Consider the following 24,931-nt stretch of genomic DNA (forward strand, 5'->3'; position numbering starts at 1 on the left):
TTATTAAATCGATATACTAATAATATTAAACTCTACAATCAAAAAATCCGCAGTTTTTGGGTTCAGCTTTCATCTACCAATGCTTTATCAAAAAAAACAACACAATCTTCTCAAGACAAGTTATTTTTTCTGTTAAAAGATCGAGAAGTTATTGAAATTAATGTAAAATTTGAAAAACTTGCAGACGAATTAAGTTTAGTCAACCAACGTGCAAAATATCAAGAACAACAAGCAAATAAGAACTTCAATAATGCTCAAAAACTACGAATTAAAATTATTATTGGAAGTATACTTTTATCAACTTTAGTCGCAGGTCTATTAGCATGGTATACTAGTAGAGCGATCGCAAGACCGATTACAGCGATCGCAAATATAGCTAAAAAAATTATCCAAGAATCAAATTTTGATATTAGAGCTAACGTAACTGTTAATAATGAAGTAGGAACATTAGCTACTTCTTTAAATCAACTTATCCAATGGGTAGGAGATTACACACTTCAACTAGAAATAGCTCGTCAAACTTTAGAAAGAAAAGTAGAAGAAAGAACTATAGAGCTTCAACAAGCTCATCAAAATTTAGAAAACAAAGTAGAAGAGAGAACATTAGAGCTTCAACAGGTTTTACAGGATTTGAAAGAAGCTCAAAGTATAGTGGTTCAAACAGAAAAATTATCCTCACTTGGAGCGATGGTAGCAGGAATAGCTCATGAAATTAATAACCCTATCAACTTTATATATGGAAATATTCAATACGCTGATAGCTATTTTCAAGAAATATTAAGTGTGGTCGAGTTGTACGAGCAACTGTATCCAGATGGCAATCCGGTGATTAAGAATAAATTAGAAGAACTAGATTGGGAATATCTCGTTCAAGATTTAGCAAAATTGCTGTCTTCAATGAAAACAGGAGCAGAAAGAATTAGAGAAATTGTATTATCTTTACGAAATTTTTCTCGTTTAGATGAAGCTGAGATAAAAGAAGTAGATATCCATGAAGGTATTAACAGTACACTTTTAATTCTGAATCATAGACTTCAAGAAGATATTAAAGTTATAACAGACTATGGCAATCTACCTTTAATAGAGTGTTATCCAGCAAAACTCAATCAAGTTTTTATCAATATTATTAATAATTCTATAGATGCACTGTTAGATATGGATGATTTAGCAAATAAACAGATTTGGATTAAAACAGAAACTATTAAGGAAAACTTTATTCAAATAAGTATCAAAGATAATGGTATCGGTATCCCAGAAGAAATTATACATAAGTTATTCGATCCCTTTTTTACGACTAAACCAGTTGGTAAAGGAACTGGATTAGGATTGAGCATTTCCTACAAAATTATTGAAAAACATCAAGGAAGAATCGAAGTCACCTCAGAAGTTGGCAAGGGTACTGAATTTAAAATTGTAATACCAGTTAAACTTTCAATATATATGAATATGGCTCATGTTTGATTTTTAAAATATACGTAGTATGGGGAGTGATGATTGTCTCAAACAGGTAGTTCACTAGTGGTGGATGACGATAAGGATATGCGGGACTTGATACGGTTTATTCTAGAACAACAGGGAGCGCAAGTTACGGTGGCTGCAAGTGCTGCTGAGGCAATAATGTTGTTCGATCGCCAACCGCCCAATCTTTTTGAAACGTCACTTAACACCACCATAAAGGTTGCAGGCGATTCCGCTCGTCTTCAGCAAATTATTTGGAATTTGTTAGCGAATGCTGTAAAGTTTAATGACATAAATGATTTTGCGTAACCAGTTATTACACTTCAACAATAAAATAACTATTAGTCAAAGCTTTAGCCAAACCATTCAAGTGGACTTACAAAGGTCGTCCACTGGTAGCTTAAGCTGACGGAAGACTTCCGCCGCAATGCACTAGTTTAGCTGTATCTTTGTGCTTTAGATAGTTATGAAAGTCCTTTTAGAAACAGAAAGATTGATTTTGCGCTCCTTTACAGCAGAAGATGCTGAAAACCTTTTTCAACTCGATAGTGACCCTAAGGTTATGCGTTTTATTAACGGGGGAAAGCCAACAGAATACAACACGATTAAAGAACAAGTGTTACCTAAATTTTTAGGGTACTATCAAAAATACGACCGCTTTGGATTTTGGGCGACTGTCGAAAAATCAAACAATGAGTTTATTGGATGGTTTCATTTCTATCCTGCTGTTGAAAATCAATTTGCTGTTGAACTGCAAATAGTTAACAGCAATGAAATTGCTCTAGGTTACCGATTGTGCCAATCAACTTGGGGAAAAGGATATGCAACTGAAGCATCCATTGCATTGATAAACAAGGGTTTTCTGGAATGGGACGTTCAAAGAGTTGTGGCATGGGCATTAACAGTCAACAAAGCATCGACTCGGGTTATGGAAAAAGTAGGGTTGAAGTTGGAAAAAGAGTTTGTTTTCACAGAAAGTCAGCTACCAAACCTGCAACCATCAGAGCGAATAATAGCTTTTTATGGTTTAAATAAAAATCAGGTTTTGTAATCACCTCCCAAACTAAAACGATTACCAAAGTAAAGCCTCTATCTTAGGGACTTCTAAAAAATAAAATATACAATTTGAACTTGTCCATCGTAACTCATTGCGTTTGCTGAAACTGGTTAATACCCTGCTCGATTTCTCACGGCTCGAAGCCGGACGGCTACAGGCGGTTTATGAACCAACCGATCTAGCAGCATTTACAGCAGAGTTAGCGAGTGTGTTTCGTTCCGCGATCGAGCAAGCAGAATTAGAGTTTATCGTCGCGTGTGAATCTCTGTCTGAACCCATGTATGTGGATCGACAGATGTGGGAAAAAATTATTCTCAACCTACTCTCAAATGCTTTTAAGTTCACCTTTTCAGGCGCAATCTCACTCAAGCTCCGTAAAGTAAACAACCAGATTGAATTAACCGTGAGTGATACCGGGATTGGCATTCCAAAAACGGAATTACCTCGTTTGTTTGAACGGTTTCACCGCGTTGAAGGAGCACGGGGAAGAACTCAGGAAGGTTCTGGAATCGGGTTAGCATTAAAACTACCATCGCTCCTCAAGCTGTTGATTTCAACAATCTACGAATTATAGTAGTAGATGATGATGAAGATATGCGACATTTGGTGCAAGTGACTGCGGCGGCTTCTGCTGCTGAGGTTTTGATGTTGTTCGATCGCCAACCGCCCGATCTCGTCATGAGTGATATTGGAATGCCAAAAATTGATGGTTATATGCTAATGCGAAAAATTCGCAGTCGCTCTCCCGAACAAGGTGGATTGGTTCCGGCAATCGCCCTCACCGCCTATGCTGGGGAGTATGACCAGCAACAGGCTCTTAAATTGGGATTTCAGAAGCATATTTCTAAACCAGTAGACCCAGAAGAATTGGTAAATGCGATTGCATCACTGATTGCAGGAATGAAATAAATCATGCTCTCACCTCCACTCAATTTACTTCTAGAAGCCAAAACTGTGGACGCATCCGAACACAGTGCTTGGTACTTTCCTATGGAAAACGGACGGTATGAGGTCAAACCCGGTTTTATACCTCTGGGTAAATCTTTAGGTAATGGTGAGGCTGACAAACGGGTTTTTCAATTTGATGAAAACTTTCCTCATTACCGTCATGTTAAGCTTTTATCTCGTGCCGAACAATTGAGCAAATATTACCAAACCTACAATTATTCTGATGCCGTAGCAGGTGCGATTGCTTGTCTCATTATTGACCGTCTTTCTCAAGAATATCCCCAAAACTTCTGCTGTCAACCAACAAGCCATGGTTTATCCTTTCACAACCAACTCACTGGAGAAACTCTTTACATAGATAAAAACTGGCGGTTGCAACAAGTTCAAACTCAAGGTCAACCAGTTTTTCCTCCCTATGCTTCCACCCTGGATGCTTTAGCAACCCAAGTACAGGAAGATATAACCGTGATGAGCCACAGTACTGATGGTTGTAACTGGTTGAGTGCAGTTCATTTGTGCTACCCCAACCATTGGTCTGCTGAGGAAAAAATTGGCAAGGATTTCACCACAATTCACGCACCCGTAGCAGGAATCGAGAAAATTAACCGACGGGCGAGTGCGATCGTTAACACAATGATTGTCCGAGAATCCATGGTACGCTTTGCTTGGGGATTGAGTACCGACACTCGCCTCAACCACCATCCCGAACCACCTCCAAGTGTGTCATCAGACATATGGCATGGTAGAAGTTTTAACCGTGATAATGCCAAATTATTCTTAAGAATAGAACGACAAGTCATTTGGGGTTTACCAGAACATAACGCAGTGCTGTTTACCATCCGCACCTATTTTAGAGATTGTACTACTATCAAAAAAGATACAAATTTGCGATTAAAATTATTTGCTGCTCTTCAGTCGATGACACCAGAATCTTTAATTTATAAAGGTTTAGCAGAAAGTAGGGACAGTATTTTAGCTTGGTTAACAGAAGTTTAGAGCGGTTCCCAAATTAGTGAGTTACGTTGGTAGGGGCGCAAGGCATTGCGCCCCTACAATTGGGTGTACTTCAGGCTCAGGAGAACTGCTATAGCTATCAGGAGAAAGGCAGAGAACAGAAGCAGGTTAAAAAATATTAAAATAGAGAAAAATACTTTACGAATCTTAATAATGACAGTTACTTGGCAACAGATACCAACAAGCACCGTAGAAAAACACTTTTGGACTTGGCAGGGTCATAAAATCCAGTATACCGTGATGGGAACAGGTAAACCCCTCGTACTCGTTCATGGCTTTGGTGCATCTATTGGACATTGGCGAAAAAACATCCCAGTTTTAGCAGCTGCAGGTTACCGAGTCTTTGCCCTCGACTTATTAGGATTTGGCGGTTCTGATAAACCACCATTAAAATACACAGTAGAAGTGTGGGTAGAACTCCTAAAAGATTTTTGGACAGTACACATACAAGAACCAGCAGTATTTATCGGCAATTCCATTGGCGCACTCATCGGTTTGATAGTTGTGACAAAACATCCAGAAATAGCTGCCGGTGGCGTTTTAATTAACAGTGCGGGTGGGTTAAGTCATCGTCCCCACGAACTGAATCCACCCCTACGCATTGCAATGGCAGCTTTCAACAAATTTGTAAGTTCCCCAATTACAGGGGCGTTCGTTTTCAATCGCGTTCGTCAAAAAGCCCAAATTCGCCGCACCCTATATCAGGTTTACCGCAATCGAGAAGCCGTCACAGATGAACTGGTAGACTTACTTTATACACCCTCCTGCGATCCCGGAGCACAACAAGTTTTTGCAGCGATCCTCACAGCACCTCCCGGTCCCTCTCCAGCAGAATTATTACCCAATGTGGAATGCCCATTATTAGTTGTTTGGGGTGCTGAAGACCCTTGGACACCAATTACAGGCGCAAAACTATACGAACAAGCACGGGACAATGGTAAAGATATCAAAATTGTTCCCATTCCCGGTGCCGGTCATTGTCCTCATGATGAAGTGCCAGATGTCGTCAATCAACAAATTATAAATTGGCTATCATCAGTAACCAGTGACCAGTAACCAGACCTCTCGTTCCCAAGCTCCGCCCCTCTCGTTCCCAGGCGGAGCCTGGGAATGCAGATACCAAGGCTCTGCCTCCTGAGTAAGGCATTCCCCAGCCAGAGGCTAGAAAAGAGGTGAGCGGTCTGGCTAACTGGCCGATCGCCCTGTCGTTTATGCTTCCGGTTCTATCCCCAATGCACGCAATTGCGCTGCCAACCGTTCAGCGCGTTGCCGTTCTTGTTCGGCGCGTTGCCGTTCTTGTTCGGCACGTTGCCGTTCTTGTTCGGCAAACTCAAAACCCCATAGTAAAAGCTCTCTTTGTTCATTCCACCAACGCAACCAGTAACTAGAACGATTTTCTCGGCTTCCCTGCCAGGTACCTAAAAATAGGTTCATTTCTTGAATCCAGTAAAGGTTATTTTCATCTGGCGACTGCAACTGATAACGACCCAAATCATCTAGTTGATAAACTTCCAGTATTCCCGTATCTGGCTCAAAAATGGCATAATTAGGAACTTTTAAAACTTGCTCGTAATAGTACCATTTACCAGGGGGATACGTAGGTTTGCTGGAGTACTCACTCCCTTCAGTATCGGAAAGGAATTCCATCACAATCACCGGAAAATCACCTTGAAGTTTTGGCGTATAACTGCGCTTAACTTCTTCTCGTGACACCTTGATAGAAGGTACAAATCCCCAATCAGGTGCTTTAACCACAATGCGATTGTTCAAAGTGGCACAAATGGCATAATTGGTTATGGTTAAAGCGTTAGCTGGCAATCTTCCAGCAACTTCTAAACTTTCTGTTAAAGCAGCTGCTAATAATGGCTGATTGATGTTATCCACAGGTTCATCATCTAAAACAAAATCATTCGGTAACTTTTCCCAAGTGATTTCATAAGTGGCTGCACTAGCTAGCATGGTAAGAGTGCCTCCTTAACGCTATCGATACACCTAGCTTAACTTCAGCAACCAGTGACCAGCTTATTACCGATCGCCTATCGCCCGTCACTGTCAATGCAGTACTATTGTTCTATCATGATAAGGGGGACAATGATAATATTAAGAACTGTTTCGCACTAGAGCTGTTTCTCTCACCCTGTTCATTATGTTAGACACCCAGCGATCGCTATCCTTAAATGGGCACCTTCCTCAAAAAAACCCAAACAGCCAAAACACCATCCGCATTCGGGGTGCTAGACAGCACAACCTGAAAAATATCGATCTGGAACTACCTCGCGATCGCTTGATTGTCTTTACTGGGGTTTCTGGTTCTGGCAAATCTTCCTTGGCATTTGACACAATCTTTGCAGAAGGACAGCGCCGCTACGTAGAATCCCTGAGCGCTTATGCACGGCAATTCTTGGGACAGGTGGATAAACCTGATGTTGAGGCAATTGAGGGATTAAGCCCAGCCATTTCCATCGACCAAAAGTCAACATCTCATAACCCCCGTTCTACTGTAGGGACGGTGACGGAAATTTACGACTATCTGCGACTTCTGTTTGGACGCGCAGGTGAACCCCACTGTCCCATATGCGATCGCTGTATCGCCCCCCAAACCATAGATGAGATGTGCGATCGCATCATGGAACTCCCAGATCGCACTCGCTTTCAAATTCTTGCACCTGTTGTTCGGGGGAAAAAGGGGACACATAGCAAGCTACTATCAAGTTTAGCATCCCAAGGTTTTGTCCGCGTTCGGGTAGATGGCGAAGTGCGAGAACTTTCTGATGCCATTGAATTAGATAAAAATGTTATTCATACCATAGAAGTTGTTATTGACCGATTAGTTAAAAAACCTGGTTTGCAAGAGCGATTGTTTGATTCCCTTTCCACCTGTTTGCGTCAATCTAATGGAATTGCAGTCGTTGTCATTAGTCCTTCGTCATCTGACAAAAGTGATGAGAGTAAACAAAGGACAAATGACACCGGACAAATGACTAATGACCAAGAATTAGTCTTTTCAGAAAACTTTGCCTGTCCGGAACACGGGGCGGTGATGGAAGAATTATCCCCGCGCTTGTTTTCCTTTAACTCTCCTTATGGTGCGTGTCCTCACTGTCATGGAATTGGCAGTTTAAGAAGATTTTCAGCGGAATTGGTTGTTCCCGATCCTGAAGCACCAGTATATTCTGCTATTGCTCCTTGGTCGGAAAAGGAAAATACTTATTATTTGGAGTTGTTGTATAAGTTAGGGCAAGAACACGGTTTTGAGTTGCAGACGTGTTGGAATGTGTTGACGGAGGAACAAAGAGAGATAATTCTAAATGGAGAGGAAAAAACCGCAGAGTCGCAGAGGAAGCAGAGGGAGGGATTTAAAGGAGTTTTGCCGATTTTACAGAAGCAATATGAGGGGGGTTCGGAGTTAATTAAGCAAAAGTTAGAACAGTATTTGGTGGATCAACCGTGTCCGGTGTGTGAGGGAAAGCGCTTGAAACCGGAGGCGTTGGCGGTGCGGTTGGGACAGTACCGGATTATAGATTTAACGAGTGTTTCTATTCGGGAGTCTCGGAACAAGATCGACCAATTACAATTGAGTCAGCGCCAGTTACAAATTGCCGATTTGGTTTTGAGAGAAATTAAAGCAAGATTGCAATTTTTGCTGGATGTAGGTTTAGATTACCTCACTCTTGACCGTCCGGCAATGACACTTTCTGGTGGAGAAGCACAGCGAATTCGTCTGGCGACTCAAATTGGTTCTGGGTTGACTGGGGTTTTATATGTTTTAGATGAACCCAGTATTGGTTTGCATCAAAGAGATAATGGACGATTGTTGCGAACTTTAATTAGGTTACGGGATTTGGGCAATACCTTAATTGTAGTAGAGCATGATGAAGAAACCATTCGTGCGGCTGACCATCTTGTGGATATTGGTCCTGCCGCTGGGGTTAATGGAGGTAGAATCGTTGCTCAAGGCGATTTACAGGCATTACTTAACTCGGAAGAATCTCTGACAGGCGCTTATTTATCAGGACGGAGAGCGATCGCAACTCCTGCAACACGTAGGGAAGGAAACGGGCGAAGTTTGGTTATTAAAAATGCCCATCGCAATAATTTAAGAAACATTAATGTGGAAATTCCATTAGGGAAACTGGTTTCTGTGACTGGTGTTTCTGGTTCTGGAAAATCTACCCTAATTAACGAACTTCTCTACCCGGCGCTGCAACATCAACTGACGCGCAAAGTGCCTTTTCCTAAAGAGATAGATGGCATTCAGGGATTAGATACCATTGACAAAGCTATAGTTATTGACCAATCTCCCATTGGGAGAACACCCCGTTCTAACCCAGCAACATACACGGGTGTTTTTGATGTTATTCGAGACGTTTTTTCAGAAACAATTGAAGCAAAAACCAGGGGATATAAACCAGGACAATTTTCTTTCAATGTTAAAGGGGGACGTTGTGAAGCTTGTAGCGGACAAGGTGTAAACGTCATTGAAATGAACTTTTTGCCCGATGTTTACGTACAGTGTGAAGTTTGCAAAGGTGCAAGATACAACCGCGAAACTTTGCAAGTGAAGTACAAAGATAAATCTATTTCTGACGTTCTTAATATGACAGTGGAGGAAGCTTTAGAATTTTTCCAAAACATACCCAAAGCTGTCAATAAATTGCAAACTTTAGTTGATGTTGGATTGGGATATATTCAACTGGGACAACCTGCAACAACCTTATCTGGTGGTGAAGCACAGAGGGTGAAATTAGCAACAGAACTATCACGTCGCGCTACAGGCAAAACACTTTATCTCATAGATGAACCAACAACAGGTTTATCTTTTTATGATGTTCATAAATTGTTAGATGTCCTGCAACGGTTAGTAGATAAAGGCAATTCAATTTTGGTAATTGAACACAATTTAGATGTGATACGTTGTGCAGATTGGTTGGTAGATTTAGGACCGGAAGGCGGGGACAAAGGAGGAGAAGTGATTGCAGTGGGAACACCTGAAGAAGTGGCAGAAAATCCGCGATCGTATACCGGAGAGTATTTGAAGCAAGTATTAACAGTGACCAGTGACCAGTGACCAGAGCCGTAGGGTGGGCATTGCCCACCATAGAAACTTTTAGTTGGCATTAACGTAACACTCAACAGCCGATCGCCAATCGGCTAGTTGTTGGCTGCAATGACTCCGCTTGAACAAACAACGTATTGTGGTCAGCAAAAGCCGTCCAATTTTGGTCAGATAAGGGTTCAGAGGCAACAATAACTTGGGTTGGGTGGTTCGCATCATTGCAAGACCAATAAAGAGTAGGGGCTTGCATGCGGTAGGCATAGCGAATTGCCGCAAGCGATTCACCATCACTGACAATGACATTGGCACTAAAGCTGGTGTCGTGTTCTTGAGCCAGGTTTGTCAATTTTTGCAGTGTTGCACGTAAGGCAGACAACAGGGTGCTGTCTGGAGACGACTGCCACATTTCCACCAGCAGGGCGAAGATATGTTCCGAGTCAGTCATACCCTTAATTAGGCGGTATGTGGAATCAGAAAGACTGTCACGTATCGGTCTATAGAGCGTCTGTTGAAAGTTTGCGATCTCGCCATTATGCACAAACAATAACTTGCCACTGCGGAAGGGCTGACAGTTGCTAATGTCGAGCGGTTCCCCGATTCCAGCTAGTCGGACATAGCCCACAGCACAAGAAGATCGTGCGTAGTGGCTCAACTCTTTCAGGTTTGAATCGTTCCACATCGGGATAGTGTTCCGGTAAACAAATGGTTGACCTGTTTCATCGTACCAACCTACACCTACCCCGTCTGCACAAACGACTCCTGACTTTAATTCGAGAGGCTTGTAACTTTGGTTGTAGAGCGAATGCTCTTGCTTATAGAGTAACTCATCTAATCGGATGCTATTACCAAGGTAGCCAACTAATCTACACATCAGAAAAACAGCTCAATATAGCTAGATGTACTTCGTTAACGTAAGGTTTGTACATAAAATTTTAGCAAACGAAATTTTATGTGCTATCTGACACAAGGGGGATTTGCTGCTAAAGCACTCTCTGCGATGCGGCAAAGCAGCCGCTTCGCGAACGCTTGACTGGCAAATGAATGGACAGTAGGTTGGGTTTCGTTCCGTCGGTTTTATGCCAAATTTATAGATGGAGTTTTACACTTTCCTGGTTTAGCAACAGAACATTAATCCCAAATCAGATATGAGTAGCATTGAATTAAAAAATCACCCAGTTTGATATGACAGAACACCACAAATTTAGCATACTAACTGAAAATTTTTCTCCTGAAAGAAAAGCAAAAATTGCTGCTCAAACAGCAAAATTAAAAGAAGAAATGGTACTAACTGAATTACGCCAAAACACTACTCGTAGGGGTAGAAATGAAGTGTTTTGGAAATCACTGGCGTACAGAGTCACAAAAGCGTGACATCAGCAAATCCTAAAATAAATTTCTCTATAGATAGAATTAGAGACAAACGATGACTTACTGTAACTGAGACAGCAATTCATCATAATCAGTATGAGAATCTACTCAAAACCAAATCACAATATCTCCACGCAACAACCCTACTGCTCGATAGTTTTTACTAATTCTAGCAGAATAGATACACAATGCTGAATTCACTTTTTTGAAATGCAAACTAGGATGAGTTGGGTCTTTTTTGAATTGACGATATGCTTCACGGGTACGCTCTTGAATATGTTCCGGTAAATAGCCAAAAGCGTGCCGAAATTCTGGTGTAATGCGAGATTTCACAATGTGTCTGGGTCTAATTCCTCAGTTTGTCTAGCATAATACCTTGCCATTGCTATACCTGCTAACTTTGCTAATGCATCTGAAGAACGAGAAAAAGCTTCATCCCATTGATTTTCATCTTCTAGTTCTTCTAAATCTTCCAAAATCTTTTTAGCCATAGCTTCTTGCTGGCTAAGTGGTAACTTTTTTAGTTTTGTAACGGCTTGTTCGAGTAAAGTTGACATACCAAAATTGCCCAAAAACATACAATCAAACAAAAAGTACAAAATGGTTGTTGTACTATTGTTCTACTCAATAATGTAATACCTAAGCTGATAAAAGGTGAATATCCTCAGCCGCCACTAACGCGATAGCGTATTGCAAGCAGGCACGAATATCCTCAATCTGCAAATCAGGATAGTAATCCTGAATAATGTTGTTGAACGAAAGCCCCTCATTCAAAAGCTCAAGAACGCCTTGTACGGTGATACGTGTGCCAACGACACAAGGTTTACCAAAATGAACTTGAGGACTAACAGTGATTCTATCCATGTTTCTGCTCAGTTGTGAGAACTGTTTTCCTAATTCTAATGGGTTCTCGTTAAAGTGAGGGCATAATATAAAGTACGCGATTTGTTTGGAACTTATTGGCTGTACTCGCTACTTAAGTGGGCGATCGCTTGTTTAATCCAATCTTCCACAAAAGCATCTTTTGGCAACCCAATATTTTCACTCACCACGTGCAAGGCATGGCTGACTTCACTGGCAGTATAACCCAAAGCCAACAAAGTCAATTGCACCTCGTCCAAAATTCCAGGTGCGGGACCGCCCGTAGCGACAAAAAAGCCTGCGGACTTGCGCCACTCTATCAACTTGTTTTTGAGTTCCAAACAGAGGCGTTCGGCGGTTTTCTTACCGACACCAGGAGCTTGGATCAGAAGTTGAATATTCGCTGTGATAATTGCTTGGACGAGATCGGGTAGTTCCAAGGTGTCGAGAAGTGCGATCGCTAAAGCCGCCCCCACACCACTCACACCCAGTAAATGCCGAAACACGTCTCGTTCTCCTGGTGAACCAAAGCCATAGAGCACAGGTACTTCTTCACGAATTTGGTAGTGGGTAAAAATTTGCACCTCTCCACCGATTTCTGGCAATTGCTTTGCCAGTCGGGATGGGACTTGCAGATCGTACCCCATACCATTGACTTCAAGAGTCAGGATATGGCGATGAGCACCATTGTTTTGGATAGCAGCAACAATTCCTTTGAGATAACTAATCATAAAAATCCAAAGTATTTCAATCCTTCTAGAATGCCACCCGCACAAGAGTTTTGTGCTAGGTAATGATAGTCAACGGGATTTTCATTGTGCCATTTAAGTAGCTCTGGACGAGCATTGCCAACAATAATTCCCCGTTCTGTTCCAGCTGCGAATAGAGCAATATCATTTCCCGAATCACCACAAACAACAGATCGCTCTGGTACAATGTTCCACTTTTGGCGGAGAAATTGCACTACCCGGTCTTTATCGCTGTGAGGAGGGACAATGTCCAAGTCTATACCACTGCTGTAAATTAATTTGACTATTAAACCACATTTTTCAAACTCTGACTCAAGTTGTGGTATAATTTTGCTTGCTTCTTCATCCTGAAGTAAAAAACTGACCTTAAAACGGCGTTGTTCTGACTCTGGCTGAGGAACCAAAGCTGGAAAATTGTCAGTTACAGATACTATCAGGTCACGGTGCCATCCGGAAGACCATTCCGGAGCGTATTCCTGACAGTATTATATTTGTAACAAAACTTGAGAAATTTAAAATGTTGCCCTATTCCTAATAGAAGCTAAACAATCGAATTTATGAGGATGGAACTATTCGATTGTGGAAGACAAATAGCGAGCGATCGATTTGTACTTTGAAGGCTCAAATGAAGCAAGTATGGACAGTTGCTTTTAGTCAAAATGGTCTACTGCATTTAGCCCCAATGGCAATATGCTAGTCAGTGGAAGTGAAGATAATAAAATTCGCCTATGGGTTCTGAAGAGTAAAAAGAGTCCCCAAACCCAGCCTCTAGGCTTATGAGCTAGTTGCAAAGCTTTTATCTAAAAAATTAAAGTTCTCTAGACCTTCTAATATACCAGCAGCGTAAGGGTTTTTAGCATAATAACGATATTCAGTCTGATTTTCTTTGTACCAATTTAGTAGCTCTGAACGAGCATTGTTAACGATAATGCCCCTATTTTCCTCAAAAAATAGACCTATGTCGTTGCCAGAATCCCCACACACCACTGTTTTAGAAGATTCAATACCCCATTTCTGTTGTAAATATTTTGCTGCCGTTCCTTTGTCTGCATTTGAAGGTAAGATGTCTAAATCCTGACTGCCACTGTATATTAACTTACATTTTAAACCTTGGCTTTTTAATTCCTTTTCTAACTGTGGTAGCACTTCTACAGCTTCTTCTTCGGGAATGATATAGCTCAGCTTAAATGGACGTTGCTCTGACTGTGGCTGCTTTAATAACCCTTCAAATTTTGCGGCTGTATCTGCGATCGCGCTACGATCCCAACCTAAAGACAATTCTTGTGCCCAATCTGGATCGTAAGTGTCAATTTTGGGGTCGAAGTATATCTCGGTTCCCACCGAAGTAATAAGAGCGTCCGGGATTATAAGTGTTTCCTGTTGCTCTAGCTCTCTGTATAACTCCAGCGAGCGACCAGTTGCATAAACTACCTTGACGCCGCGATCGTTCCTGTGTGCTTCCAACGCTTCATTGAGGATCTTTAACGCCCGTTTGTCACCAACTAGCGTATGATCGAGGTCAGTGATAAACAATTTCATCTCAAGATCCTCATAATAGTTTGCAGGAAAAGTATTTATTTATTTGGATATCTTAAAGTTTACAATAATGACAGCATTAAATAAATATATACATAAATAGTATTAATAATAATTAAAATTTACTATAAGTAAACAAAATCGTCTGCTGATACAGATGCAACTGTAGTGCAATATACAAAAAATCCTTTACCTGGTTATTCCGGTTTGCCTGCATTTGAAGATGAATTTCAAGTAATTGCCATTCACCAAAGTGGAGGAGTGTGACTAAAACCTGGAACTAATTGACAGTATTTACCGCAATGCTGGCAAGAGTATGATAGCGGCGTTGAAAGATTTGCAAGCGAATGCGCCAGAAATTTGCTTACGTTTGTAGCGATCGTAAGGTACTCAACAGCAAGTACGCAAAGCACAAAAAAGTTTATGCCTTTTTGGCACTCATCTTATCTTTTTCGATCTAGACAAATTAAGCACTTGTACTAAAAAAAAGAGTGGATAAACTAGGGAAGAGCATAACTCGCTGAAATTCTGAATTAGTCTATGGAGGTAGAAGCGTTGTATAGTGGTGAGTATTATTAGTTTGTCGCATCGCCTAGCTGCCAAGTTAAACCCCAGTCATAGCCTAAAAACTCGCTTGGGATTGACAATTGGCAGCATTGCCCTTGTACTGGCAATCTCAGCCAGTTTGATTGTTGGACATTATGCTAGCGAACAGGTAAAACTTGACGTTGGTAGAGCGCTAGCAGAATTAGCCTATCAAATGACTGACAAGCTAGACCGAGGAATGTTTGAGCGATACAAAGACATTCAAATAATGAGTACTCTTGACACTATCCGCAGTCCAAACTCTTCTGTGTCAGAGCAACGGACTTTGTTAGAAAAACTGCAAAGTACTTATACTGATTATGCTTGGATAGGTTTGACTGACAACAAAGGTATAGTTCAAGCGAGTACGGGAAAATTGCTAGAAGGTCAAGATGTTTCTCAAAGACCTTGGTATATACACGGGCAAAAAGTTCCTTACGTAGGTGATGTCCATGAAGCAGTGAAATTAGCAAAGTTACTTCCCAACCCAACAAGTGAACCATTGCGCTTTGTAGATATTGCAGTCCCTGTTATGGATTTACAAGGAAAAGTACGGGGTGTATTAGGTGCTCATCTTAGCTGGACGTGGTCTAAAGAGTTAGAAAAATCTCTGTTGCACTCTTTAAAAAATCGCAAAATACAAATGTTGATTCTCCGTAAAAATGGCGATCTATTATTAGCACCAACCGAGGTTAAAAATGCCAATTTACTATCTCTTAAAAGTGTAAAAACAGCGCAAAGCGGTAAAAACGGTTATTTGGTTGAAACTTGGTGCGATCGCCAGACTTATCTCACTGGCTTTGCTCGTAGTGTTGGTTATCGAAATTATTCTGGATTGGGATGGCTGGTGTTGGTACGACAAAAAACTGATAAAGCTTTTATCCCAGTCCGGCATTTACAGCAGAAAATATTTACTTGGAACATGATATTGGGTACTGTTTTTACAGTTTTAGGTTGGTTGATAGCAACGGCAATTACTCATCCGATGTTAGCGATCGCAAAAGCTGCTAACTACATCCGTCAAGGTAACAGACAAGTCAAAATTCCTGCTATCAAAGGCAAAGATGAAATTGCCAATCTATCAAAATCTCTCAGTCAACTTGTTACTGCTTTAACTCAGCAAGAACAAAATCTCAAAGCCAGCAATGCTCAGTTGCAGCTAGAACTCACCTCCAAACTTATAACACAGGAAATGCTGCGTCAAAGCGAGGAGAAATTTCGCCAATTAGCAGAAAACATTCAAGAAGTTTTCTGGATTAGAGACTTTCGCACTTATGAAATTCTTTATATTAGCCCTGCATACCAACAGGTATGGCAACGGAGCTGCGAAAGTTTGTATAGCAATCCTAATTCTTGGTTAGATGCTATTCATCCTGAAGATAGAGAACGTGTTACTGCCATAATGAAGGAAAATATTCATAGTGCTTCTCAAAATGAATACCGAATTGTACAACCAGATGGAACAATTCGTTGGATTTGGGATAGCAGCTTTCCGGTACAAAACCGTCACGGACAAGTCTATCGGAGAGTAGGGATTGCCCAAGATATCACCGAACGCAAGCAGGTAGAAGAAACTCGGTTAGCTTTAGCAAAAGAAAGAGAAATAAGTCAACTTAAATCACAATTTATTGCGATCGCATCCCATGAATTCCGCACTCCATTGACTACAATTTTGCTATCTTGTGAATTTCTGAAAAACTATAGCGAACAATTAACCGAAGAAAAGAAACAGCGCCAATTTGATAAAATTAAATCTAGTGTTAAGCATCTCAATCAGATATTAGAAGATGTTTTAGTATTTGGAAAAACAGAAGCAGGGAAACTAGAGTTTGCTCCAGCGCCTATAGATTTAATTAGTTTTTGCTTGGATTTAGTAGAACAGTTACAACTGAGTGCTGGTGAAAAATACAAGATTGATTTTGTAGAGCAATGTGTATATGGTTGTGCGAGGGAAGAACTTCCCATTATGGATGAAAAACTCTTACGGCATATTTTTACAAACTTACTTTCAAATGCTATTAAATACTCTCCACAAGGAGGTCATATAAAATTTGAATTAATATGCGATCGCACAAGTGCCATTTTCCGAATTCAAGATGAAGGAATTGGCATACCAGAAGAAGAAATAGACAAACTATTTACATCTTTTTTTAGATGTAGCAACACGGGGAATCTACCTGGGACTGGACTGGGGTTAGCAATTGTTAAAAATGCAGTTGAATTACACAAAGGTCAAATCACTGTAGACAGTCAATTAGGTGTAGGAACCACTTTTACTGTTGTATTGCCTAGGGACTAGGGATTGGGGAAAAATAACTCACGCTCATTTCCTGAATCCCCAATCCAAAATCCAAAATCTAAAATCTAAAATCTACGCATCCCCTAATCCTGCAAAGTCTCAATCAACAACTCAACCTGCTGCTGTCGCTCTTGCAAAAAACCCTCACACTGACGCAAATACTCAACAGCAGAAGCAAATTGGTCAAACACCTCTTGCAACTCCAAATCACCCGACTCAATACGAGCAATAATTCTTTCTACCTCAGCAACCTTTGCTTCGTAGTTCCAACCTTCTTTATCAGTCACTTTAACCATTCCTATTCAACCTTCGTGCTCTTTGCGCCTTTGCGGTTCAAAAATCATTGACATCCACAACTTTTACTTTAACCTCACCCTGACCCAACTGAACTGACAACTCCTGTCCCACAGTTAACTCAATCGCAGAACGAGCGATCGCACCATTTTCCAGTCGCACCACGGCATAACCCCGGTGTAGGACAGCTTTTGGGTCAAGAGTTGCCAACTTTTGCCGTAACATTTCTACATGCTGTACCGATTGCTTTAGCCGCACGGTTGTCGCCCTTATCAACTGCTGGCGCTTCCAACTTAAAGCTTGAAAGTCCTGCTGAACTTGCCGATCTAACCGCAAACGCCGCAAGCGATTTTGCATTTGTTGCAATTTGTTTTCCGCCCTTTCAAAAGAGTAACGCACGCATTCTTGTAAAGCGATCGCTCGTTGCTGATGTTCGGCGTACAATTCAGCTAGCGATGGCACAACCAATTCTGCTGCCGCAGTCGGAGTATGCACCGCAGCATCTGCAACCAAATCTACCAATGATTCATCTCTTTGATGACCGATCCCCGTAATAACTGGTATTGAACAATTTGCTACTGCTCGTACTACCCGTTCATCATTAAAGCATGCCAATTCCTCCACAGCACCCCCACCCCGTGATATAATTAGCACTTCCGCACGTCCATCTTTTTCAACCCGTTTAATGGCATTGATAATAGATTGAGGTGCTTGGTCACCCTGTACTATTGCCGGAGAAAACAAAACTTGTAATCCAGGGTACCTTTGTTTGAGAGTTTTTTGAATATCACCCCAAGCCGCAGCAGTCCCAGATGTGATAACGCCGATAGTTTGGGGATGTGTAGGAAGCGATCGCTTTCTTTGTGGATCAAATAATCCTTCTGCCTCCAAGCGTTGTCGTATTTGTTGGTAACGCAGCGCCTGCAAACCAGCACCAGCAGGAAAAGCCTGCCAAACAGTCAATTGGTACTCTCCCCGTTCTCGGTAAACTTTAAGACTTCCCAAAACAATTAACTGCTCCCCAGACATGGGAACTTGTGCTAATTTTGGCAATTGACCGTTCCATGCCACACACTTGATAGCTGCCGTAGCCTCTCGGTCTTGTAGCGTAAAAAATAACCCACTGCGATGCTTGTTAGTGCTAGAAACTTCTCCAGTCACCCAAACCCGCCGCAATTCCTCATCTTGCTCCAACAGGAAGCGAATGTAATCTGTTAACCCCGCCACTGTCAGGGCTGTTTCAGGAATAGAGAGTCAGGGAGGTTAAAAGTCATATTTTGGATTTTGGATTTGGATTTTGATTTTGGATTTGGATTTTGGATTTGGATTTTAGATTTTGGATTTTAGATTTTGGATTTTAGATTTTGGATTTTGGATTTTAGATTTTGGATTTTGATTTGGGATTTGGATTGGATTCGGGATTTGGGATTCGGGATTTGGGATGCGTGGATGCAGATTGGTTACTGATGCCAATATTATACAATTTATTACTGAGTTATTTGTCCATCCCAAATAAGGTAATGAGTGCGCTAGAATCTTGTCACACTTCTTTAACAAAGAAGTACTAAATTAGCAATTTGTGTTTAAAATAGTATATCTGTTCTATTCAACTCCAAATCTACAATCCCTAGATCCATAAATATAGAGGCTCCGAATGGCTGTTAACACGACTGATGCTACTGGCAAGCAAAAAGCGCTGAACATGGTACTCAATCAGATTGAGCGTACCTTTGGCAAAGGAACTATCATGCGCCTGGGTGATGCTACCCGTATGCGGGTAGAAACAATTTCTAGTGGGGCGCTTACCCTGGATCTGGCATTAGGTGGCGGTATCCCTAAGGGAAGGGTTATTGAGATCTACGGTCCTGAAAGCTCTGGTAAAACAACATTAGCACTGCACGCAGTTGCTGAAGTGCAAAGAAACGGCGGTATTGCTGCTTACGTTGATGCGGAGCATGCCCTCGATCCTACCTATGCTGGTGCATTGGGTGTTGATATCGAAAATTTGTTAGTATCACAACCCGACACAGGGGAAGCAGCTTTGGAGATTGTTGACCAATTGGTTCGTTCTGCGGCGGTTGATATTGTGGTGATTGACTCAGTAGCAGCATTGGTTCCTCGTGCTGAAATTGAAGGCGAAATGGGTGATGCCCACGTTGGTCTTCAAGCAAGATTGATGAGCCAAGCTTTGCGTAAAATCACTGGTAATATTGGAAAATCAGGTTGTACAGTTATTTTCCTCAACCAGTTGCGGCAAAAAATTGGTGTTACCTACGGAAACCCAGAAACAACAACTGGTGGTAATGCTTTAAAATACTATGCTTCGGTACGCCTGGATATTCGCCGGATTCAAACCTTGAAAAAAGGTACTGAAGAATTTGGTAACCGCGTCAAAGTTAAAGTTGCTAAAAATAAGGTCGCACCACCTTTTAGAGTGGCAGAATTTGACATTATCTTTGGCAAAGGAATTTCTACAATCGGTTGTTTGGTAGACTTGGCTGAAGAAACAGGAGTTCTTATCCGTAAGGGCGCTTGGTACAGTTATAATAGCGAAAATATCTCCCAAGGTCGGGATAACGCTATTAAATACATGGAAGAGAAACCTGAATTTACCGAAAAGATTAAACAGTTAGTTAGAGAAAAATTAGAAATGGGTGCTGTTGTTTCTGCTAATTCAGTCGGTAAGCCAAGTGAGGACGACGAGGAAGATGTAGACGAGGAATTTGAAGAGGAGTAAGCGATCGCAGGATGGGTAAGCCCTAGCCCTACCCACTTTACTCGTTCCCAGGCTCAGCCTGGGAATGCTTTTTTTGAGGCTCTGCCTCGACTATTGTCGGCTCCATTTCCCGTTTTTATATCTAATACCATGTTCGGTTAAACGCTTATAAGATTTGTAGGTTGGGTGGAGGAACGAAACCCAACATGAGTGCAGAGTTTGTTGGGTTTCGCAAAGCCTCAACCCAACCTACGTTGACAAATTTTCTTATAAGTCATCACGCGAACTTGATATAATTTTATGAAAAAATATAAAATCTAAAATCACAACAAGCCTCGCCGCCCATTGGGACGCACGGTCATCCAGTTTGTTTTAGCTAATGCCAATTGCTCGTCAGAAATTTTAGCACCAGTTAAATTGGCTCCACACAGATTTGCTCCTCGAAGATTTGCCCCGTTAAGGTATGCGAAGCTGAGATCTGCTCCTCGAAGATCGGCTCCTTCTAAATCAGCATTGTTAAGGTATGCCTTGGTCAAATTGGAATCTTTCAGATTTGCGCGATTGAGGCTAGCTCGTCCAAAATCGCTACTGTTAAGATTAGCTCCTTGAAAATTAACATTTTGTAATTGAGAACTGTGGAAATTAGTCCCTGATAAGTCAGCACCTTGCAAATTCAGCAAATTTAAATTATACAGGGCAAAATCTCTTCTCCCTTTCGTGTAAGCTGTGAGTAAACCCTGAGTATCCAATTTACGCGGCGTTTGAGACTTATTATCTCCAGAAGAGCCGCCATGACTGTTAGCGAGAGTGGTAGACCTCATTGTCATCACTCTTTGTGTTGCTACTCCATTCAAACCTGTACCTTCTGGCATTTTGGCTCTTCTGGCTCGAATGGCTGCTGCCATTTGTGCGACTCCTTGTCCTCCAGAACTATGAGCGGAAGGAACGTTAGACAAAACATTGGATTCTTCTATATGGTTTGACGATCGCTCTTTTACACCAGTTTGCGATCGCACCATCATACTTTGTGCCAAACTATCTAAGTAAGGTTCGAGTGCTAATGCTCTAAGGACTTCCTCTGCTGTTTGGTATCGATTGCGAACTGATACTTCCAGCATCTTCCGCAGAACTTCACTTAGGTGGTCGCTAATACAGACAAGTCGTTCCCACTGCATTTCGCCTGTTGTGGGATTGTAATCTATATCTTTAGGAGATTTGCCACTCAGCAAGTAAATACAGGTTACACCTAGGGCGTAAATATCGCTAGCAAAGACGGGACGCATTGCCATTTGTTCTGGAGGAGCGAAACCAGGGGTGCCAATTGCATATGCCGTGAGTGCAGTTTGTTCGGACTGGTTTGTCAATGTTTGTACTTGATTTTTAACAGCACCAAAGTCAATCAGCACTAACCTGCAATCTTGAGAACGACGAATGATATTTGCCGGTTTAATATCGCGGTGAATCACTTTTCGTTCGTGGATGTATTGCAGTAACGGCAAAAGCTCGCTTAAAAACTGCTTAACAGCTGCTTCGCTATAAACTCCATTGCGTTTGATCTCCTGCTGTAAAGTAAGACCGTTGATATATTCCTGAACTAGGTAGAATTGTTCGCGGTCTTCAAAATAATCTAGCAAGCGGGGTACTTGGGGATGGTTACCAATCCGACCTAAAGTAACAGCTTCTCGCTCGAAAAGTTCCCGTGCCATTTGCAAGATATGGGGCGCTGTCCCTGAAGGACGCAGTTGCTTGATGACACAACTTGGTTCTCCCGGTAAAGCTTCGTCTTCAGCTAAAAATGTAGCACCGAAACCACCCTGACCTAAGGCTTTAATGATGCGATAGCGATCGCGCATTAGCAGTCGCGAGCCACAAGACTGACACCTGTCGCTATATGCTAAATTTTCGGGATTGGGACACGTGGGATTTATGCAGTAGCTCATGTACAGTCAACTCGCTACACGAATGATGATGAGTGTTGAACTCTTATCTCAATTATTAAGTTGAAAATCCATTTTTGCCAGGTCATTTTCTCTGGATTTCTATTGAAGAGTTGCTAAAGTTCGGCTTGAGTTACGTGAAGCAATCGTAAACTCCCGAATATCTACTAGTTCTGCCCTATTAACCTATACCCAGGCTGTTGTTAAGGTGTATTTCTTAAAAATCCAAATGTCAAAATTTAGGATTTTCAAAACTTAATTATTCCTTTTAAAAAAGAGTTTTTATTTTCATTGGAAATATCTTTTTTGCTGTTTTTAATAAAGACCAGCTATTTCCTTAGCTATAGATATTTTTCTAATAGTTTGGAGTTTTAAGACAGTCCGATTTGCGAACTTGTTTTTTTTTGAACCGCAGAGGACGCTGAGGGCGCAGAGGAAAGAGGCGTCTTTGAATCTGCATCACCTTAGTATAAGGTTTTACTTACTTTTTGACAAGGCAGTAAAATTACTGCTTTTTGTAGGTAGGGCTATGCCACACGGCATTGAATGTGCGGCATAGCCCTACCTACGGCTGAAATGTAAAAAATTATGAATTATGAACGATAAAAAAATTCATAATTTATCATTCAGCTTTTACAGACTGGACATAACCTCACGGGCTGCTTGCAGTGTCTGCTCAATATCTTCTTCTGTATGCGCGATGGAGGTAAACCCAGCCTCAAATTGAGAGGGTGCTAAATAAACACCGCGCTCTAACATACCGCGATGGAAGCGTCCAAACTTGGCTGTGTCGGACTTTTTGGCGTCCTCGTAGCTGTGGACTGGTCCTTCGGTAAAGAACAAACCAAACATACCGCTGATTTGCCCGCCGCAGGCTGCATGACCTGTTTCTTGGGCAACTTGTAGCAAGCCATTTGCTAATTTTTGGGTAATTCGGTCAAGATATTCGTAGGTTCCTGGTTTTTGCAACAATTCCAGCGTTTTAATTCCTGCTGTCATTGCCAAAGGATTACCAGAGAGAGTTCCTGCTTGGTACATTGGACCTGCTGGAGCAACCATTGACATGATATCTCGGCGACCGCCGTAAGCTCCTACAGGCAATCCACCGCCGATAATTTTACCGAGTGTTGTCAAATCGGGGGTAATGCCGAATTTCTCTTGAGCACCGCCGTAAGCAATGCGGAAGCCTGTCATGACTTCGTCAAATACCAACAATGCCCCATGCTCGTTGGTAAGTTCCCGCAATCCTTCTAGAAAGCCAGCATCAGGGGTAATGAAACCAGCATTCCCAACGACTGGCTCTAGTATTACACCAGCAATTTCGTCGCGGTTTTCCTCAAATAGGGCTTTGACTGCTTCTAAATCGTTGAAAGGTGCTGTCAGGGTGTTACTGGTAGCTGATTTGGGAACCCCAGGGGAGTCGGGTAAACCGAGTGTTGCTACACCAGAGCCTGCTTTTACTAAAAACATATCGGCATGACCGTGGTAGCAACCTTCAAATTTGATAATTTTGTCACGTTTGGTAAAAGCTCGCATCAATCGCAAAACAGCCATACAAGCTTCTGTACCGGAGTTAACAAATCTTACCATTTCAATGCTTGGAACAGCATCGATTACCATTTCAGCCAAGACGTTTTCCAGTACGCTTGGCGCACCGAAGCTTGTACCCTTGTCTAGCGCTTCATGCAGTGCGGCAATCACTTCAGGGTGAGTGTGTCCGCAGATAGCAGGTCCCCACGTTCCTACATAGTCAATGTACTGGTTACCATCCACATCCCATATGTACGCACCTTTGACACGGTCAAAAACGATAGGCTGTCCACCTACAGATTTAAAAGCTCGGACGGGGGAACTGACCCCTCCCGGCATTAACTTTTGGGCAGATGCAAAGATTTCTTGTGATTTTGTAGTTTTAATTGTTGTATTTACCAAGGTTCTCACCTACATTAGGAAACAAGACTCTATCTTAGGATAGGGGTAAACACTGTCTAGAACTACTATTCTAGTAAAATAGCAGAACCAGGAAAATAACAATATGTTATACAAGTCCAATCAAGACTTGCCTTTGGAAATTCGCACTCGCTTTTCTGAGGCATACCAGGATCTGTACCGAGCTGCTTTTAACTCGGCAATCCATTGGTACGGTGAAGCACCAAAAGCTCATCGGGTCGCTTTGAGTGCAGTAAAAATGCAATCGGCAATGTACAGGAGCATCGTTTAAAGTCAGGGGAAAAAAAGTAGTTTGGAAAAAGCATACCAACTGTGCTGTTGAATGGTATCGTGAAGCCAGGAACTATATTTACCGAAGAAAAAAGCAGTTGGTATGTTGTCTTCTGATGCAAAGTCATTACACAATGCCATTCCTTTAGAAAATATTCGCTACGACGAAAAAGGGCTAGTACCCGCTATTGTTCAGGACTATTTGGACGGCACTGTTCTGATGATGGCGTGGATGAATCGGCAGTCGTTACAAAAGACTTTGGAAAGTGGAGAAACTTGGTTTTGGAGCCGCTCCCGACAGGCGTTTTGGCATAAGGGAGAAACCTCTGGGCATATACAGAAGGTGAAAAGTATTCGATACGATTGTGACAGTGATGCGCTACTAGTCGGTGTAGAGCAAATAGGAGACGTAGCCTGTCACACCGGGGAACGCAGTTGTTTTCATCAAGTGAACGGAGAAATTGTTTCGCCTCCGGGCAGTACACTGTCACAAATTTTTTCAGTGATTTGCGATCGCCGCGACAATCCACAAGAAGATTCTTATACCTGCAAGTTGTTGGCAGGTGGTGATAACAAGATTTTGAAAAAAATAGGCGAAGAAAGCGCTGAGGTGGTGATGGCGTTTAAGGATGACGAACCAGATGCGATCGCTGGAGAAGTTGCCGATCTTTTCTACCACACTCTTGTGGCATTGGCTCATCATAACGTTGATATCAAAGCAGTTTATCGCAAATTGCAGGAACGGCGGAAGTAAAGGATTTTGGATTTTGGATTTTGGATTTTGGTTTTTGGATTTTGGATTTTGGATTTTGGATTTTGGATTTTGGATTGAT

General features: G+C 41.8%; 24 protein-coding genes and 2 pseudogenes. 14 read left to right on the forward strand and 12 right to left on the reverse strand.

Going from position 1 to position 24,931, the window contains the following annotated elements; genetic code table 11:
• The 7 genes from F7734_RS49330 to F7734_RS49355 all read left to right on the forward strand — a co-directional run.
• Nucleotides 1-1,461: ATP-binding protein (locus tag F7734_RS49330; RefSeq protein WP_155751633.1), on the forward strand; the 1,461-nt coding region annotated here is incomplete at its 5' end.
• A 33-nt stretch (nucleotides 1,462-1,494) separates the two neighbouring features.
• Nucleotides 1,495-1,767 carry a hypothetical protein gene (locus tag F7734_RS49335; RefSeq protein ID WP_166482634.1) on the forward strand — a complete coding sequence of 91 codons (273 nt, stop codon included), beginning with the start codon at nucleotides 1,495-1,497 and terminating at the stop codon, nucleotides 1,765-1,767.
• Between the two features lie 157 nt (nucleotides 1,768-1,924).
• Nucleotides 1,925-2,509, forward strand: coding sequence for a GNAT family N-acetyltransferase (locus F7734_RS49340; RefSeq protein WP_155751634.1), 585 nt, complete (start codon nucleotides 1,925-1,927; stop codon nucleotides 2,507-2,509).
• A gap of 103 nt (nucleotides 2,510-2,612) precedes the next feature.
• Complete coding sequence (locus F7734_RS64620; RefSeq protein WP_243147505.1) at nucleotides 2,613-3,089, forward strand: HAMP domain-containing sensor histidine kinase; 477 nt, start codon at nucleotides 2,613-2,615, stop codon at nucleotides 3,087-3,089.
• 20 nt (nucleotides 3,090-3,109) lie between these two features.
• A complete protein-coding gene (locus tag F7734_RS64625) occupies nucleotides 3,110-3,424 on the forward strand; it encodes a response regulator (RefSeq protein ID WP_243147506.1) in 315 nt (104 codons plus the stop codon).
• Nucleotides 3,425-3,427: 3 nt separating this feature from the next.
• The gene (locus F7734_RS49350) at nucleotides 3,428-4,459 is read left to right on the forward strand and encodes a DUF3445 domain-containing protein (protein WP_155751635.1); all 1,032 of its coding nucleotides are present in this window, start codon (nucleotides 3,428-3,430) and stop codon (nucleotides 4,457-4,459) included.
• Nucleotides 4,460-4,630: 171 nt separating this feature from the next.
• Nucleotides 4,631-5,533, forward strand: a complete 903-nt coding sequence (locus tag F7734_RS49355; protein WP_155751636.1) for an alpha/beta fold hydrolase — start codon at nucleotides 4,631-4,633, stop codon at nucleotides 5,531-5,533.
• A gap of 153 nt (nucleotides 5,534-5,686) precedes the next feature.
• Here F7734_RS49355 and F7734_RS49360 read toward each other — a convergent pair whose 3' ends face one another.
• Nucleotides 5,687-6,436 carry a Uma2 family endonuclease gene (locus tag F7734_RS49360; protein ID WP_155751637.1) on the reverse strand — a complete coding sequence of 250 codons (750 nt, stop codon included), beginning with the start codon at nucleotides 6,434-6,436 and terminating at the stop codon, nucleotides 5,687-5,689.
• Nucleotides 6,437-6,623: 187 nt separating this feature from the next.
• On the opposite strand from F7734_RS49360, the gene uvrA reads away from it, so the two are divergent.
• Nucleotides 6,624-9,545: an excinuclease ABC subunit UvrA gene (uvrA, locus tag F7734_RS49365; protein ID WP_155751638.1), complete on the forward strand. Its 2,922-nt coding sequence runs from the start codon at nucleotides 6,624-6,626 to the stop codon at nucleotides 9,543-9,545.
• Between the two features lie 61 nt (nucleotides 9,546-9,606).
• Here uvrA and egtC read toward each other — a convergent pair whose 3' ends face one another.
• On the reverse strand, nucleotides 9,607-10,404 hold the full coding sequence (gene egtC / locus F7734_RS49370; protein ID WP_155751639.1) for an ergothioneine biosynthesis protein EgtC: 798 nt from the start codon (nucleotides 10,402-10,404) through the stop codon (nucleotides 9,607-9,609).
• Between the two features lie 311 nt (nucleotides 10,405-10,715).
• Between egtC and F7734_RS64630 the strand changes: the two genes are divergently transcribed.
• Entirely contained in the window at nucleotides 10,716-10,904 is a 189-nt protein-coding gene (locus F7734_RS64630; protein ID WP_243147507.1) for a hypothetical protein, read from the forward strand.
• 105 nt (nucleotides 10,905-11,009) lie between these two features.
• Here F7734_RS64630 and F7734_RS49380 read toward each other — a convergent pair whose 3' ends face one another.
• The 5 genes and pseudogenes from F7734_RS49380 to F7734_RS49400 form a co-directional block, all read right to left on the reverse strand.
• Nucleotides 11,010-11,234: a hypothetical protein gene (locus F7734_RS49380; RefSeq protein ID WP_166482635.1), complete on the reverse strand. Its 225-nt coding sequence runs from the start codon at nucleotides 11,232-11,234 to the stop codon at nucleotides 11,010-11,012.
• Entirely contained in the window at nucleotides 11,231-11,458 is a 228-nt protein-coding gene (locus F7734_RS49385; RefSeq protein ID WP_155751640.1) for a hypothetical protein, read from the reverse strand. Before F7734_RS49385 ends, F7734_RS49380 begins: the two co-directional genes overlap by 4 nt.
• Nucleotides 11,459-11,540: 82 nt before the next feature.
• Nucleotides 11,541-11,765, reverse strand: coding sequence for a DUF433 domain-containing protein (locus tag F7734_RS49390; RefSeq protein ID WP_155751641.1), 225 nt, complete (start codon nucleotides 11,763-11,765; stop codon nucleotides 11,541-11,543).
• Nucleotides 11,766-11,857: 92 nt separating this feature from the next.
• Complete coding sequence (gene ruvA / locus F7734_RS49395; RefSeq protein ID WP_155751642.1) at nucleotides 11,858-12,493, reverse strand: Holliday junction branch migration protein RuvA; 636 nt, start codon at nucleotides 12,491-12,493, stop codon at nucleotides 11,858-11,860.
• Nucleotides 12,490-12,984: pseudogene (locus F7734_RS49400) on the reverse strand (sucrose-phosphate phosphatase); the annotation flags it as partial. The gene ruvA and the pseudogene F7734_RS49400, both read right to left, overlap by 4 nt.
• 196 nt (nucleotides 12,985-13,180) lie before the next feature.
• Here F7734_RS49400 and F7734_RS49405 point away from each other — a divergent pair.
• Nucleotides 13,181-13,291, forward strand: a pseudogene (locus tag F7734_RS49405) (WD40 repeat domain-containing protein); the annotation flags it as partial.
• Here the strand turns inward: F7734_RS49405 and F7734_RS49410 are convergent.
• Nucleotides 13,286-14,050: a sucrose-phosphate phosphatase gene (locus tag F7734_RS49410; protein WP_155751644.1), complete on the reverse strand. Its 765-nt coding sequence runs from the start codon at nucleotides 14,048-14,050 to the stop codon at nucleotides 13,286-13,288. The pseudogene F7734_RS49405 and the gene F7734_RS49410 sit on opposite strands and share 6 nt — an antisense overlap.
• Nucleotides 14,051-14,609: 559 nt before the next feature.
• Here F7734_RS49410 and F7734_RS49415 point away from each other — a divergent pair.
• Nucleotides 14,610-16,931 (forward strand): ATP-binding protein, encoded by a 2,322-nt coding sequence (locus F7734_RS49415; RefSeq protein ID WP_166482636.1) that lies wholly within the window; start codon nucleotides 14,610-14,612, stop codon nucleotides 16,929-16,931.
• 83 nt (nucleotides 16,932-17,014) lie between these two features.
• On the opposite strand, the gene xseB is transcribed toward F7734_RS49415, so the two are convergent.
• The gene (gene xseB / locus F7734_RS49420; RefSeq protein WP_017743237.1) at nucleotides 17,015-17,227 is read right to left on the reverse strand and encodes an exodeoxyribonuclease VII small subunit; all 213 of its coding nucleotides are present in this window, start codon (nucleotides 17,225-17,227) and stop codon (nucleotides 17,015-17,017) included.
• A gap of 37 nt (nucleotides 17,228-17,264) precedes the next feature.
• Nucleotides 17,265-18,452 (reverse strand): exodeoxyribonuclease VII large subunit, encoded by a 1,188-nt coding sequence (xseA, locus tag F7734_RS49425; protein ID WP_347566419.1) that lies wholly within the window; start codon nucleotides 18,450-18,452, stop codon nucleotides 17,265-17,267.
• A gap of 427 nt (nucleotides 18,453-18,879) precedes the next feature.
• On the opposite strand from xseA, the gene recA reads away from it, so the two are divergent.
• A complete protein-coding gene (gene recA, locus F7734_RS49430) occupies nucleotides 18,880-19,962 on the forward strand; it encodes a recombinase RecA (RefSeq protein ID WP_155751646.1) in 1,083 nt (360 codons plus the stop codon).
• A gap of 302 nt (nucleotides 19,963-20,264) precedes the next feature.
• On the opposite strand, the gene F7734_RS49435 is transcribed toward recA, so the two are convergent.
• Nucleotides 20,265-21,881: a serine/threonine-protein kinase gene (locus tag F7734_RS49435; protein ID WP_155751647.1), complete on the reverse strand. Its 1,617-nt coding sequence runs from the start codon at nucleotides 21,879-21,881 to the stop codon at nucleotides 20,265-20,267.
• 630 nt (nucleotides 21,882-22,511) lie between these two features.
• On the reverse strand, nucleotides 22,512-23,810 hold the full coding sequence (gene hemL / locus F7734_RS49440; protein WP_155751648.1) for a glutamate-1-semialdehyde 2,1-aminomutase: 1,299 nt from the start codon (nucleotides 23,808-23,810) through the stop codon (nucleotides 22,512-22,514).
• A gap of 103 nt (nucleotides 23,811-23,913) precedes the next feature.
• Between hemL and F7734_RS49445 the strand changes: the two genes are divergently transcribed.
• Both F7734_RS49445 and hisIE read left to right on the forward strand, forming a co-directional pair.
• Nucleotides 23,914-24,099, forward strand: a complete 186-nt coding sequence (locus F7734_RS49445; protein ID WP_155751649.1) for a ChaB family protein — start codon at nucleotides 23,914-23,916, stop codon at nucleotides 24,097-24,099.
• A gap of 102 nt (nucleotides 24,100-24,201) precedes the next feature.
• Nucleotides 24,202-24,852, forward strand: a complete 651-nt coding sequence (gene hisIE / locus F7734_RS49450) for a bifunctional phosphoribosyl-AMP cyclohydrolase/phosphoribosyl-ATP diphosphatase HisIE (protein ID WP_155751650.1) — start codon at nucleotides 24,202-24,204, stop codon at nucleotides 24,850-24,852.
• The last annotated feature ends 79 nt before the right edge of the window (nucleotides 24,853-24,931 follow it).

The sequence above is a fragment of the Scytonema sp. UIC 10036 genome (assembly GCF_009725235.1).